The organism is Salinibacterium sp. NG253 (assembly GCF_015864945.1).
Taxonomy (GTDB): domain Bacteria; phylum Actinomycetota; class Actinomycetes; order Actinomycetales; family Microbacteriaceae; genus Rhodoglobus.
Map to the genome: position 1 here is coordinate 1,819,103 of NZ_JADYWF010000001.1, position 14,363 is coordinate 1,833,465.

Here is a 14,363-nt window from a genome sequence, read left to right on the forward strand (position 1 = left end):
CGGATCTGGCGAAAGGCCATAACGCTCAGCAGTGAGGCGTGAGACTATCGCAGTCTTAGCCAGCGCAGTACTGCAGCGTGATCTCGGACTTCTGAGCTTGGTCGCCCACGATTGATTGGTAGCTGACCGTATTGCCCGAGCATCCGAAGTCCGCACTCAACTTCACGCTGAGCTGCAGGCCGGTGAGCGTCGTGTTCGCTTCACCGATGTCTTTGCCGGTGACATCAGGAACCTGCACGAGGCCATTGGACACGACGAGGTTGACAGTTTCACCCTCGCGGATGACCTCACCGTCTGAGGTGCGCTCCGCATCCCCGCGGGGGTCAGAACTGATGACGGTGCCCTTGCTGAGATTGGGCGAATAGGTCTGGGAGGTTGTGCCGTAGACCAGCCCCGCCGACTCGAGGAGCTTGATCGCCGCATCTTCTTGCATGTTGCTGACATTCGGCACGGTCACCGGAGTGCGACCAAGCGAGACAACAACCTGAATTTCGAGGCCAAGAGGCACAGTCTGGCCGGGGCCAGGATCTGTGCGGATGATGATGCCCTCTTCAATAGTCTCGCTGGCCTGATTGACCCGCTTCGGAACGAGGTCGAGCTCTGTGAGCAGAGCGGCACCCTCTTCGTAAGTCAGGCTCGCGACATCCGGAACGTCCACTGCACTGGTTCCAGCGAGCTGAGCAGGAGTGAGGCTGAAGGCCCAGACGACGACGGAGACAATGATGACAACCATGAGAGCAATTCCGCCCCAGATCCAGGCAACCGGAGGACGGTTCTGGGTGCGCGGAGTGCGATCGTTCTCATCGACCGCAAGCTGACGGAAAGTGGCGTCGCTGCCGGCAGTGCTATTCGGGTTGACCCCGAAGAGGGTGGAATTAAAATCGGTGGATGCGAGTTGCTTGCGTTCCGGAACCGAGCCGGCAGCAGCTGCCTCAAGGTCGGTGCGGAACTCGGCAGCACTCTGGTAGCGGTCGAAGCGATCCTTCGAGAGCGACCGCAGTACGACAGCATCGAGAGCAGGGGAGACAGCGGCAACCATCGTGCTCGGGGGCACTGGCTCCGAGTTCACGTGCTGGTACGCAACGGCGACCGGGTTTGCTCCAGTGAACGGCGGCTGCCCGGTGAGAAGCTCGAACAAAACAACGCCGGTGGAGTAGAGGTCGGAGCGGGCATCCACCCCTTCGCCACGAGCCTGCTCGGGAGAGAAATATTGGGCGGTGCCGACGATGGCACTCGACTCAGCGATCGTGGCAGCGGAGTCAGAAACCGCACGGGCGATGCCGAAGTCCATGACTTTCACTTGGCCACTCTTAGTGACCATGATGTTGCCGGGTTTGATATCGCGGTGAACGACTCCAGCACGATGCGAGTACTCAAGAGCGGTGAGTACTTGCGAGACGATGCGTGCTGACTCGTCGGGAGCAATCGGGCCTTCAGCCACGATGTCTTTCAACAGGCGCCCGTCGACGTATTCCATGATGATGAACGGGATGAGGGTCTCATGACCCGTCTCATCGATTACGGACTCTTCGCCAGCATCGAAAATTCGCACGATGGTGGGGTGCGCCATCTTTGCGGCATCGTGAGCTTCCCGCCGAAAACGGGTACGGAACGCAGGGTCGTTAGCCAGCGACGGCTTGAGCAGCTTGATTGCCACTCGACGACCTAGCCGCGTGTCCATTCCCAAGTGAACATCAGCCATACCGCCGTGGCCAAGAAGTTCGCCAATTTGGTATCGCCCGGCGAGCTGGCGTACGCCCTTTGCCACGCCTTCGCTCACTGGTTCACTCCTGTTTGTTGTGGGGTCTGTACCGACTCAGTCTATCCGTTGCGAGTAGTGATATTGCCTCACGGACCGGCAACGATCGTGACTGTGACCGGCTCAGAAGACGGCGACTCAAGATCGGTACACACCGCGGTGTACGAGATCTTTGTAGTGTCGCCCTCATTCGACGGCAACACGATGTCGAACTGGGTCACGCCGGCGGCATAGCTGGAAGCTCCGGCGTTGGGGCCGCCCACGACAAGGAAGTTGAACGAAGTTAGCGGATGACCAGCAGGGCAACCCTGATACGTCGTCCACTTCACCGTGACAGGTTCGTCTCCGTAATACGGGCCCAGTGGAGTCAATGTCGTCGCAGAAGGCTGCGTCGGATCCGGAGTTACCGCGATTTTGTCGTAGAAGTAGACCGTGATGGTTTCGCCCTTCGAGACGTTGCCGGTCGGGGCTGCCTGGTAGGAGAAACCAACCTTTTCAGACGACGGTGCCTCGGTGCCGATCTGAGCATCGAGCACGAGCTCTTTGTCTTCGAGAATTTGCGCGACCGCATCTTGCTTGCGGTCCAAGAGTTCATCTTCGCTGAGCGCGACTACTGTGGGCGTGGGTTCCGGCGTAGGCTCGACAGTCTCAGTAGCGCTCGGCGATGCGCTTGTTGCCACGGGCTCTTCATCACCCGGGCTCGCGAGCAGCGCGATAATCGCACCGATCAAGACGACGGCCAGCAGGGAAATGAGCGCAACGATCGGCCACGTCCACGGATTGCGACGCTTGGTCTCCTCGAGAACTTCGCCCGGGGTGACGGCGGCGCCGGCGGGGTTCGCGGTCGTGAGAACTCGAGTCGCCTGCGTGTTGTTGCCGTAGTTGAGACCGACGGTCGCGGCATGAGAGTTATCGCCCAAGATGCCGGGAACCGCGGTGGCGGCAGCAGCGACATCCCCGCGGCGCAACGATTGTGCTGCGCGAGACAGGTGCGAAGCAGATGCCGGGCGGTCGCCGGGTGACTTAGCCAAGCACGCGTACACAAGGTTGCGTACCGGCTCGGATACCGTCATCGGCAGCTCGGGTGGAGTCTCGTTGATCTGTGCCATCGCGATCGCAACCTGCGATTCGCCCGTGAACGGGCGGCGGCCAGCGAGGGCTTCGTAGGCGACGATTCCGAGAGAGTAAATGTCGGTCGTCGGGGAGGCGGGGTGACCACTGGCCTGTTCAGGCGAGAGGTATTGCACCGTTCCCATGACTTGACCGGTTGCGGTCAGTGGCACCTGATCGGCGATGCGGGCGATACCGAAGTCAGTGATCTTGACGCGGCCTTCTGGTGTGATCAGAAGGTTTCCGGGCTTGATGTCGCGGTGTACGAGACCAGCGGCGTGGGCAGCCTGAAGCGCGGCGGCGGTCTGAGACACGATATCGAGAACACGGTCGGGGTCAAGAACGCGTTCACGTTCAAGGATGGCGCTGAGCGCTTCGCCAGGAACGAGTTCCATGACGAGGTAAGCGCTGCCCTCTTCTTCGCCGTAGTCGAAGACGTTGGCGATGCCCTCGTGGTTGACGAGAGCAGCGTGGCGCGCTTCGGCACGGAAACGCTCCAAGAACCCGGGGTCGCCGAGGTACTCGTCCTTGAGGATCTTGATCGCAACCGTTCGACCGATCACGAGGTCTGTTGCTTGCCAGACCTCGCCCATGCCACCAATCGCTACGCGACTGGAAAGCTGGTATCTACCGCCGAATGTGAGTCCACTAGTTGGTCTCATCTGTTTAGCACCGCCTCTAGTACTTGACGCCCAATTGGTGCGGAGAGCCCACTCGATGTGCCGGACTGTCCTAGTCCGCCACCGTCTTGAACAACTACCGCGACAACAACTTCTGGATCATTTGCCGGCGCGAATCCGGTGAACCATAGGGTGTATGGCTCGCCTTCTCCGTTTTCTGCTGTACCGGTTTTACCTGCAACCTCAACCCCATCAATACTGGCAGTGTTCGCGGCACCGTTACTGACCCCATCCACCATCATCTGGGTGAGTGCAGCCGCGGTTTGCGGACTGATTGCCTGATTGAACAGGGTTGGCTCGAAGGATTGGATGGTTGTGAGATCGGAGGACACGATGCTCTCAACAAGATTGGGCTGCATCAGAGTGCCGCTATTGGCGATTGCCATCGACACCATTGCCATTTGCAGGGGGGACGCGCGAACGCTGGATTGACCAAATGCGGAGAGCATGGTCTGGGGAGCGTCAAGCGCGCGGGGGTAAACACTCTCGGTCGAGGCGAGCGGCACGGAGACGCTCTCGTTGAAGCCGAAGAGGTTGGCCTGCTCGCGAATTGCGTTGGTCCCGAGCTCTGCACCCAACTGAGCGAAGGGGATGTTGCACGAGAGCCGGATTGCCGTAGCGATTGATGCGGTGCTGCCCGAGCCACACGTCGCGCTGTCGGAGTTGCTGATGACGAAGGTGCTCTCGGGGAGCTGCAGCTCTGCGGGGTTCGGGAACGTGCTGTCGGCGGTGTAGTCGCCGCTCTCGAGAGCAGCAGCTGCGACGACGAGCTTGAACGTCGATCCGGGAGGGTCCAAAGGCCCGGCAAGCGTGCGGTTATAGAACGGGTCGTCCGGGTCAGAGAGCAGGCGGTCATACGCATCGATGACCTCGCTCGTGTTGTGAACGGCCAACTCATTGGGGTCATACGACGGCTTGGACACCATCGCCAAGATTTCGCCTGTATCGGGCTTGATAGCGATTACGGCGCCCTTGAGGTCTCCGAGGGCATCCCAGGCAGCCTGCTGAATCACGGGATCGATCGTGAGTTCGACAGCAGCACCGGTGGGGTTCTGTCCGGTGAGGATTGAGTTCACCTGATCAAAGAACTGATCGTTCGAGGAACCACTGAGGTAGTCGTTGAGCGAATCTTCGAGACCAGTATTGCCCTGGTTCAGAGTGAGGTAGCCGGTGATGGGCGCATACAGCTCGCCCTTCGGGTAGACCCGCAAGAACTTGAACTCGTCATCCACAGGCTCTGAAAATGCGATTGGTTCCCCATTGACGAGGATCGGGCCACGCTCGGCCGAATAGCTTGCGTAGAGCGTGCGTACATTGCGACCATCCGCCTGCAGGCTGTCGGCCGTGACAACCTGAATCACTGAACTTGAAATGAACAAGCTGATGAACATGAGAAGCACGACGGCGCTTACTCGCTTAAGCTCGCGGTTCACTGTCCCACCACCAATCGGTTTTCGATCGAGGGCTCAATAACGAGCTGCGGCTGGTGACGCACGGTGTCAGAGAGGCGCAGCAAAAGCGCTGCAATGATCCAGTTGGCGACCAGCGATGAACCACCGGCGGCCAAGAACGGGGTCGTGAGACCCGTCAACGGAATCACGCGTGTGACGCCACCGATAACGACAAAGACCTGCAGCGCGATCACAAAAGCGAGACCGACACCCAAGAGGCGGCCGAAATCATCTTGACCGGCAAAGCCGATACGGAATCCACGAGACACAAACAGAAGGTACAACGCCAGAATTGCGAAGATGCCTATAAGGCCGAGTTCTTCGCCAAGCGAGGCAACGATGTAGTCGCTCTCGGCAAGCGGAGTGATCTCGGGGCTGCCTCGGCCGAGACCGGTGCCGATGAGCCCACCGTCAGCGAATCCAAAGAGCCCCTGAACCAGCTGATAGCTGCCTCCGGTTGCCTCGTAGACCTCCTGATTGAAGGGATCGAGCCAGGCATCGATGCGGCCAGAGATATAGGTGAGGTAACGACTTGCTATGAAAGCGCCGCCCAAGAACATCGCCATTCCGAGCAGAATCCAGCTTGAACGGCCCGTGGCGACATAGATCATCACGAGGAAGAGGCCGAAGTAGAGCAGGGCGGTACCCATATCGCGTTGGAAGATCAACACGAGCATGGAGGCCACAAAGACCACAATGATCGGTCCAAGATCGCGGGCGCGCGGGAAGGTCATCCCCATAAACTTGCGGCCGACCATGGAGAGTGAGTCTCGCGCCGACACCAGATAGCCAGCGAAGAATATTGCCAAGGCAATCTTGGCGAGCTCGCCCGGCTGGAACGAGAACGCACCGATTTGAACCCAGAGGCGCGCGCCGAATCGGGTGTCGCCAATGATCGGCGCAAGCGGCAGCAGCAGCAGGGCGATACCGCTGAACATTGCGATGTAGCGATAGCGCTGCAGCACTCGGTGATTCTTGATGATGATGAGCACCGCCATGGCGATGATGATCGCAATGCCGGTCCAGACGATCTGGCGAACGCCGCCGCTGCCCCAGCCAGTAGTCTCGTCCGCCAAATCAATGCGGTAGATCATGGCGATACCGAGACCATTGAGCACCGTAATGATGGGCAGAATCAGGGGGTCGGCATCCCGCGCTGTTTTGCGCAGCGTGATGTGCATCGCGAATACGAGCACACCTAGCAATCCCGAGAGGCCCAAGACGGTGTAGCCAAGGTGCCCCATCGCCCCCAATTGCACGAGAGCTATAGCGCCCAAGTTGATGCCGATTGCGACAATGATCAGCAGCAATTCGAGGTTGCGCAGGCGCGCAGGAACCCGCAGTTTAAGACGGATGTTTTCGGTGATAGCTCGGGGGCCCGCCGCCGCTGAGGCCCGAGCGTCAGCGCTAGGGGACACGGGCATCAGACAACATTTCTACAATGCGTTGGGCATCCTCAAGGTCACTCGCATTGATGGTGTTCTCAACGCTCGAGCGCAAATAGAGGGGAAGATCAACAACGCGAACGTCGGTGATTTGGTAAACGTGGGACAACGAAATCGGGCCGATGCTTTGCTGCACACCCTGATAGATAGCGACCTTGCCGTCATCAGTCCCCACGAAGTGCTGCTGTTGCGTGTACTGGTAGCCCAGAACTAGACCCGTAATGATCGCCGCGATAGTGAGGGTGATGAAAGTAATCCACGAAATGCGGCGGCGGCGAACTCGGCGGCGATCCTCGCGGATGATGGCCTGGTAATACTCGTCAGACTCGGGCTCGAAGTGGCTGTCGTCGGTTTGCGTCGCCTTTAACGGGTGCAGCAACAGGTTCGGCAAACGAACCGGCTTCTTCACGATTGTCGGCTCGAACGAGAGCGGGGAGGCTGCGGAACCAACCATGAGCGGCGGCTCGTGGGCTGACGACGCGTCGTCGCCAACATCCACCAACACAACGGTGACGTTGTCGGGGGCACCCTGATCGAGAGCAGCCTGAACGAGACGCTCGGTCGCGACCTCCGAGTCGGTTACCCGGCGAAGGATTGCCGCGATTTTCTCTTCAGTAACGAAACTGCTCAGACCATCAGAGCACAGCAACCAGCGGTCACCGGGCTGGGTGTCAAAAACTTCGGTGTCGATCTCGGGCGACGCATCAACGTCACCCAATACCCGCATCAGGACCGATCGACGCGGATGCACTGCCGCTTCTTCGAGGGTGATGCGGCCGCTTTCGACCAGACGTTGCACGAAGGTGTGGTCGTGCGTCATCTGCTTCATGGTGCCGTCGCGCAACAAATAAATGCGCGAGTCACCAATGTGGGCCATGCCCATCTTGTTGCCGACACGAACCATTCCACTGACCGTGGTGCCCATGCCCGTGAGCTCATTGTGCTCGATAACGGTGTCAGAGAGGATGCGGTTGGCGGCGAGCAGAGTGTCGTGCAGCGCCTGAGCTGCTTCTTCCGCGGTCTCAAAAATGTGGTCGGCTTCTACAACGTGCTTGATAGTGATTGCGGAGGCGACGTCACCGCCAGCATGACCACCCATGCCGTCCGCGACGATAAAGAGGTGACTGCCGGCGTACGCACTGTCCTGGTTGTTAGCCCGAACCTTTCCCACATGGGAGGCGGCAGCACTGTTGCCCGAAGTGGCCATTCAGTTACCGTCGCAGTTCGAAGCTAGTAGTGCCGATTTTGATCGGCGTATTCAACGGAATCGGCGTCGGAACACTCACACGCTGACCGGCCAAGAAGGTGCCATTCGTGGAATCAAGATCCTGAACAACCCAGCTATCGGCCCACCGCAACAAGCGTGCGTGGTGAGTGGAGGTGTAGTCGTCACGGATAACGAGGCCGGATTCACTCGAGCGGCCAATCGTGAGCTGCTCTTCGGGGAGCGAAATCTCTAGCCCCTCTTTTGATCCAGAGACAATGACGAGGCGCGTAGCGTCGAGCGAGCTTCCCTCGGCGGGCGCTGGCGGCACAGGGCGCGTGGGCTGGGCGGCGGCAGGAGCCGGAGCGGCCGGTGCTGCGGCAGCTTGCTGCGCCTGAGCTGCGTTCTGAACAGGCATCCGACGCACCTTTTCTCCGAAGAGATCGGAGCGCAAGGCATACACGATGGCAAAGATGAAGCCCCACATGACGGCCAAGAACGCAACGCGCAACAAAAGGAGGGTTAGTTCACTCATAGGGTGAACCCCCGGTCGTCGCGACGATCAGCGGGCTGGTCGACATCTGCAGATTGGGCAAGCACACGGAATACGATACGGGTTCGACCGATATCAATCACGGATTCCGGCGCGAGTGGTGCACGAGAAACTGGCGATCCGTTCAATTTTGACCCATTTGTGGAGTTCAGATCGTTAACTTCGGCACGGCTGCCGTCCCACAGGATCTCAACATGCTTGCGTGAAATGCCATTGTCGTCGAGCGTGATGTCGGCTTCGCTGCCGCGACCAATGATCGTGCGGGCGTGTTTGAGGGTGTGACGAGTGCCGTTGATGTCGAGTACCGGAGTCCAAGCGACGGTGCCCTTCACATTCACAGAGTCGACTTCGATCATCCCCTCGCTGAGGGAATCATCGGGGACAAGAGCGATAGAGATACCGCCGGAGAACGAATAGTGCTGGGCTGTGGCGTGACGCTGCACCAACTCGGTCAGTTCGGAGATGAGGGTGCTGCCGAGGCCAGCCATCCGCTGATAGTCGCTTTGGCTGAGGCGCACGGTGAAGTTGTTGGGTACGAGGATGCGGTCTCGCGATACAACGGCAGCCTGCGTGTCGAGTTCGCGGCGCAAGGCGCTCGTGATTTCGACGGGTTGCAGACCACTCTTGAAGGTCTTAGCGAAAGCGCCATTCACGGCGCGTTCGAGACCTCGTTCAAAGTTGTCCAGAAGACCCAAAGCTCTCCTCGTTGTGGCTCGTTGTAGTACGTCGATGTTAGCTGGTGCATGTCGCTAACCCGTTACCCACGGTTGAGCAATTAGGGCAGGAGACCCATCGGGTCAACGCGTGTGCCGTTGACGTAGGTCTCAAAGTGGAGGTGGGCGACGGTGACGTAACCGGTGCTGCCGCTCAGGCCGAGGGGGGTGCCTGCTGCAACAGTTTGGCCGGGGGAGACCATTTGCGAGCCTTGAATGAAGTGAGCGTAGAGCGTGGAAACGCCGCTGCCGTGATCGACCTTGACGTATTGACCCCAGCCGCCACCGTAGGTGACCTGAGTAACGACGCCGGGTGCGGCCGAGACGACCGTCATGCCGCTGCCGGTCATGATGTCGATTCCGCCGTGGAATTCTGATCCGCGGTAGCCGAAGCCATCGTTGACAGGAGCGTTAGCCGGCCACTGTGTAAGGAAACCAGCGAAGGCACCGTTGTAGCTTCCGGAGAATGAACCGGAGGGTGCTGCGGCATAGACCTCAACAACAGGCTCAGGCTCAGGCTCAGGCGCTTTTACCTTGATGGCGTCGCGAGTGGCCGCTGAAATTTCGGTTTCTACCGAGGAAGCAAAAGACTGGATCGGCACAGTCTGTGCGGGTTCTGTGGGGGCGATAGCAGCAGACTGCTGCAAAATTGCGGATGCCGACGCTGCAGAAGCAGTTGACTCGATATCGCGCGACGAGGGCTCCATGTGTGCTGCGGCTGGAACAGTCACACTCACGACAACAGCCATGATTGTGCTGATTATCAGCAATCGTTTCACGCGGTAACCCCCAGGGGTGTGGTCTGTGTTCTGTCTGGTTGGACAGATTTTGGATCAAGTCTGGTTGAACCCGTAGCTTTAGGCACACGGACAGCTATCGACACTATATGACGAAGCTGTGAATCGTCACTATTCATCTTCTGGCCCCGGAATCACTGAACCACTGGGCGCTGTGATAATCTCACTCAGTTGAGTGTTCAACTCAACCCACGCGTGAGTGGCGGAATTGGTAGACGCGCACGGTTCAGGTCCGTGTGTTCGAAAGGACGTGGGGGTTCAAGTCCCCCCTCGCGCACAGTGCAATCGCACACAAGAAGTAAAAGAAAAGGCCCACCGGTTGGTGGGCCTTTTCTTATTGGTCTGTTCCGCTTGGTCTGCGCTGTTCGCTAGCGAACTTGGCGCGAAGTGAACTGCATCTGTGGGTGCGCGTAGAACTCCTGCGATTCAACGAGTTGGAGTTCACGGTCGCCAGACTCGAGAGTCTTGGTGAGAAGGTCAAAGACGCTGGATGCCGTGCGAGCGAGAGCATCAGCGGCATCGCCGGTGCGCACAAAGTGGGCGGTGAAAAGCGCGGCGGTGACGTCACCGGAACCGTTGGCCTTGATGGGAAGCTTTGGGGTTTGCACGATCCACGCCCCGGCATCCGTCACGACCATCATTTCAATCGTGTCGAGCTCACGGTCGGGACGCTCCACGCTCGTCACAAGAACAGTGCTCGGGCCCATAGCGCGGGCGAGATCTGCGGATGCCAGCGTCGATTCGATGGTGTCGGGCTCGGTTTCGGTGAGAAAACCCAGCTCGAACTGGTTCGGGGTGATGATGTCGGCGACAGGAACCACGCGCTCACGAAGCAGGATCGGGATGGCAGGAGCCACGAAGCATCCGGATTTCGCGTTGCCCATCACCGGGTCGCACGAGTAGAGCGCGTTCGGGTTTGCTGCCTTGACTCGGGCAACGGTGTCGATGATCACATCGCCGATGCCCTCGCCGCCCTGGTACCCAGAGAGCACGACGTCGATGTCGGGGAAAACGCCGCGATCCTCGATGCCGGTGATGACCTCAGAAACGTCGCTCGGATCGATCATCGGGCCGCGCCACGCCCCATACCCAGTGTGGTTCGAGAAATTGACCGTATAGACAGGCAACACCTCAACGCCGATGCGTTGCAGCGGGAACACCGCGGCTGAATTGCCGACATGGCCGTACGCGACTGCTGACTGGATCGAGAGAATCTTCATTACTCGATTCTCCCACCTTCTGCTGCATGCCAACGTGCGGCGTCACCACAACGTGGGGGCGCGCTCGAAGAGAGCCGCTCGATAGCCTCAAATTTGACGTATTGAAGCGATTTAGGGGATTTTGTGATTGTAAGAACTAAGACCATGAGCGTCATCGCGACCGCAATTGTGGCCTGCACAATGATGGCGGGTTGCGCATCCTCGGGAGCAAGCAGCGATCCGGAATCCTCATCGTCGACCGAGGGCGGAATTGAAGTCGAAGAGAAACTCCTTGACGTGGTTGTAACGCTGCCCGCAAGCTTTTTCGAGGAAATGTCCGAAGAGGAAATTCAAGCAAACGCTGAAGAATCTGGCTATAAAGCTGTCGTTAATGACGATGGTTCGGTCGAGTACACCATTCCCAAGTCGGTGCACGCCGAACTAATCGCAGAGATGGCCAGTGGCATCGACGAGAGTATCGCCGAAACGTTGAGCACGGAAGCTTCGATCACAGAGATCACGCACGACGACAAATTCGAAACGTTCGCCATGACCGTGGACCGCGCAGCGTTCGATAGCTCGTTTTCCGCTAAGTTCATTCCATTCGGCTTGGGAATCCAAGCGATGTTCTTCCAGTCATTCGATGGCGTTTCTATCGATGATCGCCATGTCGTTGTGAGCTACATCGACGCCGCTTCAGGAGAAGAATTCGACACCTACGTGCTCCCCGACGCCTTGGAATAATTCTTTGGCTCTAGCGGCTATTTGGCCTTAGGCAAGCCGAGCCGTCGACTCCCGCACCACGAGTTCTGCGCGCAACAGCACCGAGCTGCCCGGGTCGGTCGACTCGTTTGAGCCGCGCTCGACCGCTTCGCTGACGGCAAGCTGCGCCATCCGAGTGATGGGCTGGCGAACGCTCGTGAGCGGCGGGTCGTAGAGATCGGCGAGGATGATGTCGTCGAACCCGATCACTGACACATCACGACCGACCTTGAGCCCCAAATCGCGAAGGCCGCGGCAGAATCCCAGCGCCGTCATGTCGTTGATCGCCACGACCGCGGTGGGAGCGGTAGCGGGGTCGGCGAATAGATCTTTTGCCGCAGCGCGGCCCACTTCGGCTGCTTCCACGTCACCGAACAGATCAGCGTCGAGGCCAGTCCAGTGCGGCATGTCGGCCACGGAGAGACCTGCGGCCTCGATGGCATCGCAGTATCCGCGGTAGCGTGCTGACCGGTTGACCGAGCGGATTGAGCCCGAGACGAAAGCAATGCGCGTGTGACCGAGCTCGAGAAGGTGAGCGGTGGCGACCTGGCCACCCACGTTGTTGTCGATGCTGATACTCACCACTGACTCGGGGTCATGCGGCTGAGCCGGCCGGTCGAAAGTGACAAGCCGAAGGCCTTCTTTGATGACTTGGCTGACGTGATCGAGTGATGGCAATGAAGTACACAGGATGATGCTGCGCACGCCGTCTTCCCACAGCTCTTCGACATAGCGGCGCTCGCGTTCGGGATCGCGCTCGCTGTTGCAGAGCAGAACGCTGCATCCCAATGCCAGTGCGGCGACTTCGACTTCGTGAGCGAATGCTCCCCAAAACGGGTTGCCGACGGAGGGCACTACGAGGCCTACGGTCTGCGTTTTGCCATTGCGCAACTGGCGGGCCGCACGGTTGGGCCGGTAGCCGAGTTCTGCGATCGCCGTCTCAATGCGCGTTCGTGTCGCAGCGACCATCCGACCCTGACGGTCGTTGAGGAAGTTGGAGACGGTGCTGGGGGAAACGCCAGCGGCCTGCGCCACATGCTGGATGGTTACTCGAGCCACGTGACCTCCTTTGGTTGATGGCGATCCTGATGATCGCTGTTTCAGTGTAACGATTTATTGGTTTTCGGCAAACGGTCGCTGAACCACTCGCGCCGAAGTTAAACCTATTCAAATAAAACCTATTGACGTGAAGAGACAGACTCGTCTATGGTCAGTGCATCGTTACACCGATTTCACCCACCCCCCTTAGGAAATCGGTCAACAATCGAATGAGCCGACGACGACGTCGCGGAACGAAGGCACTGGAGCCGTCGCTCAATCTCACAGTGAGAGGACATGCACATGGAAGTGAAGTCACGAATGCGCCGCACAGCATCGGTAGCGATGGTGGCCCTGATGGGTCTCGGTCTCGCCGCCTGTTCAGCCGGAGAAGCAGACACAGAACTCAACCCCGACGAGATTTCGGGCGAGATCAGCCTGCTCACCCCCATCTTTGAGGGAAGCCCCGGACAAGACCTTCTCGAAGACGAACTGCTTCCGCAGTTCTACGAGGAATACCCCAACGTCACCGTCAATGTCGACTACACGACGTACGGCAACCTCAACGAGAAGCTGACGACGGCTGTCGTCTCAGGCCTCGTGCCCGACGTGATGCTCATGGGCGTCGGCTGGATCGAAGCCTTCGCTGACAAGGGTGTGCTTGCTGACCTCGGCGAACTTGGCTTGAGTGAAGACACCCTCAAGGAGAGTTACACCGACGAGATCGTTGAAGCCGGCATGTGGGACGGCAACGTCTACGCCGTGCCGATCATGCTCGACACTCGCTTCGGAGTCGCTCGCATGGACATCCTCAAGGAAGCTGGCTACGACAGCCCGCCCTCCTCATGGGAGGAGCTCATCGAGATCGCAGAAGCGACCACCGTGCGCTCATCCAACGGTTCGCTCGAGCGTGCAGGCTTCGACATGATGTCGTTGGATGCCCGCCAAGCCTTTGAGACGATTCTCTTCTCGGCCGGCGGCGAACTCTTCAATGACGACGCAACGGCACCCGCGTTCAATAGTGATGAAGGTGTTGCGGCTCTTGGCCTCATGGCTGACCTAGTGAACAAGTATGAGGTTGAAGACATTGGCTTCACCTCAACCGATGACATCGTGAACCCGCTCATCAACGGCCGGGCTGCAATGGGTATCGCCCACAACAACCTGTGGACCCAGGCGCAGGAAGCCGACCCGACTGTGCTCGACAACCTTGAGCCTTTCGTTATTCAGGGCGAAGCATCCGGCATGTTCTTCGGTGGAACCTTGGCGACCGTTGCCAACAACTCCAAGAACCCGCAGGCAGCTCGCGCACTTCTCGAGTTCCTGTCGAGCCCTGACGCAGCACTTGCAGCCAACGAACAGCGCGGAAACGTGCCGGCTCTGACCGAACTGCTCGACTCTGACTACGTGCAGTCGAACCGCTTCGTGCAGTTCGCCATGGAGAACTTGGATGTCGCCCAGCGCGAGGGCGGCCCGTCACAGTGGCTTGAGGTGCGTGGCGACTTCGCCCCCGCAGTTCAGGGCGCTCTGCTCGGACAGAAAACTCCCCAGGAAGCGCTTGACGATCTCGCTGCTCTCGTTCAGACAGCAATAGACCGCTAGTTCCTCCCCTGAGTGCCCGGGCGTCCAACCCGCCCGGGCACTACCTCCCC

12 protein-coding genes and 1 tRNA gene are annotated in these 14,363 nt (G+C 59.1%); 3 read left to right on the top strand and 10 right to left on the bottom strand.

Annotated elements, in window-relative coordinates; genetic code table 11:
* Nucleotides 1-55: 55 nt before the first annotated feature.
* The 8 genes from pknB to I6E52_RS08780 all read right to left on the bottom strand — a co-directional run bounded on the left by pknB (nucleotide 56) and on the right by I6E52_RS08780 (nucleotide 9,664).
* Entirely contained in the window at nucleotides 56-1,780 is a 1,725-nt protein-coding gene (gene pknB / locus I6E52_RS08745) for a Stk1 family PASTA domain-containing Ser/Thr kinase (RefSeq protein ID WP_197156393.1), read from the bottom strand.
* 68 nt (nucleotides 1,781-1,848) lie between these two features.
* Nucleotides 1,849-3,531, bottom strand: a complete 1,683-nt coding sequence (locus tag I6E52_RS08750; RefSeq protein WP_197156395.1) for a protein kinase — start codon at nucleotides 3,529-3,531, stop codon at nucleotides 1,849-1,851.
* Nucleotides 3,528-4,982, bottom strand: coding sequence for a penicillin-binding protein 2 (locus tag I6E52_RS08755; protein WP_197156397.1), 1,455 nt, complete (start codon nucleotides 4,980-4,982; stop codon nucleotides 3,528-3,530). The genes I6E52_RS08750 and I6E52_RS08755 overlap by 4 nt, the downstream gene beginning before the upstream one ends.
* Nucleotides 4,979-6,424, bottom strand: coding sequence for an FtsW/RodA/SpoVE family cell cycle protein (locus I6E52_RS08760; protein ID WP_197156398.1), 1,446 nt, complete (start codon nucleotides 6,422-6,424; stop codon nucleotides 4,979-4,981). The genes I6E52_RS08755 and I6E52_RS08760 overlap by 4 nt, the downstream gene beginning before the upstream one ends.
* Entirely contained in the window at nucleotides 6,408-7,652 is a 1,245-nt protein-coding gene (locus tag I6E52_RS08765; protein WP_197156399.1) for a Stp1/IreP family PP2C-type Ser/Thr phosphatase, read from the bottom strand. Before I6E52_RS08765 ends, I6E52_RS08760 begins: the two co-directional genes overlap by 17 nt.
* Nucleotides 7,653-7,656: 4 nt before the next feature.
* Entirely contained in the window at nucleotides 7,657-8,184 is a 528-nt protein-coding gene (locus tag I6E52_RS08770) for an FHA domain-containing protein (RefSeq protein ID WP_197156400.1), read from the bottom strand.
* Nucleotides 8,181-8,897, bottom strand: coding sequence for a DUF3662 and FHA domain-containing protein (locus I6E52_RS08775; RefSeq protein ID WP_197156401.1), 717 nt, complete (start codon nucleotides 8,895-8,897; stop codon nucleotides 8,181-8,183). The genes I6E52_RS08770 and I6E52_RS08775 overlap by 4 nt, the downstream gene beginning before the upstream one ends.
* An 80-nt stretch (nucleotides 8,898-8,977) precedes the next feature.
* Complete coding sequence (locus I6E52_RS08780; RefSeq protein ID WP_197156402.1) at nucleotides 8,978-9,664, bottom strand: M23 family metallopeptidase; 687 nt, start codon at nucleotides 9,662-9,664, stop codon at nucleotides 8,978-8,980.
* Nucleotides 9,665-9,905: 241 nt separating this feature from the next.
* Here I6E52_RS08780 and I6E52_RS08785 point away from each other — a divergent pair.
* A tRNA-Leu gene (locus I6E52_RS08785) sits at nucleotides 9,906-9,989 on the top strand.
* A 91-nt stretch (nucleotides 9,990-10,080) separates the two neighbouring features.
* Here I6E52_RS08785 and pdxY read toward each other — a convergent pair.
* Complete coding sequence (gene pdxY, locus I6E52_RS08790) at nucleotides 10,081-10,932, bottom strand: pyridoxal kinase PdxY (RefSeq protein WP_197156403.1); 852 nt, start codon at nucleotides 10,930-10,932, stop codon at nucleotides 10,081-10,083.
* A gap of 123 nt (nucleotides 10,933-11,055) precedes the next feature.
* Here pdxY and I6E52_RS08795 point away from each other — a divergent pair, with 123 nt between their 5' ends.
* Nucleotides 11,056-11,655: a hypothetical protein gene (locus I6E52_RS08795; RefSeq protein ID WP_197156404.1), complete on the top strand. Its 600-nt coding sequence runs from the start codon at nucleotides 11,056-11,058 to the stop codon at nucleotides 11,653-11,655.
* Between the two features lie 27 nt (nucleotides 11,656-11,682).
* Here I6E52_RS08795 and I6E52_RS08800 read toward each other — a convergent pair whose 3' ends face one another.
* Nucleotides 11,683-12,732, bottom strand: coding sequence for a LacI family DNA-binding transcriptional regulator (locus I6E52_RS08800; protein WP_197156406.1), 1,050 nt, complete (start codon nucleotides 12,730-12,732; stop codon nucleotides 11,683-11,685).
* 282 nt (nucleotides 12,733-13,014) lie between these two features.
* On the opposite strand from I6E52_RS08800, the gene I6E52_RS08805 reads away from it, so the two are divergent.
* On the top strand, nucleotides 13,015-14,313 hold the full coding sequence (locus I6E52_RS08805) for an ABC transporter substrate-binding protein (RefSeq protein ID WP_197156408.1): 1,299 nt from the start codon (nucleotides 13,015-13,017) through the stop codon (nucleotides 14,311-14,313).
* Nucleotides 14,314-14,363 lie beyond the last annotated feature (50 nt).

Bases quoted from the DNA above. Each gene is read 5' to 3' on its own strand.
- pdxY (WP_197156403.1), bottom strand. From the start codon at position 10,932: ATGAAGATTCTCTCGATCCAGTCAGCAGTCGCGTACGGCCATGTCGGC.
- I6E52_RS08750 (WP_197156395.1), bottom strand. From the start codon at position 3,531: ATGAGACCAACTAGTGGACTCACATTCGGCGGTAGATACCAGCTTTCC.
- I6E52_RS08770 (WP_197156400.1), bottom strand. From the start codon at position 8,184: ATGAGTGAACTAACCCTCCTTTTGTTGCGCGTTGCGTTCTTGGCCGTC.
- I6E52_RS08805 (WP_197156408.1), top strand. From the start codon at position 13,015: ATGGAAGTGAAGTCACGAATGCGCCGCACAGCATCGGTAGCGATGGTG.
- I6E52_RS08765 (WP_197156399.1), bottom strand. From the start codon at position 7,652: ATGGCCACTTCGGGCAACAGTGCTGCCGCCTCCCATGTGGGAAAGGTT.
- I6E52_RS08760 (WP_197156398.1), bottom strand. From the start codon at position 6,424: ATGCCCGTGTCCCCTAGCGCTGACGCTCGGGCCTCAGCGGCGGCGGGC.
- I6E52_RS08780 (WP_197156402.1), bottom strand. From the start codon at position 9,664: ATGGCTGTTGTCGTGAGTGTGACTGTTCCAGCCGCAGCACACATGGAG.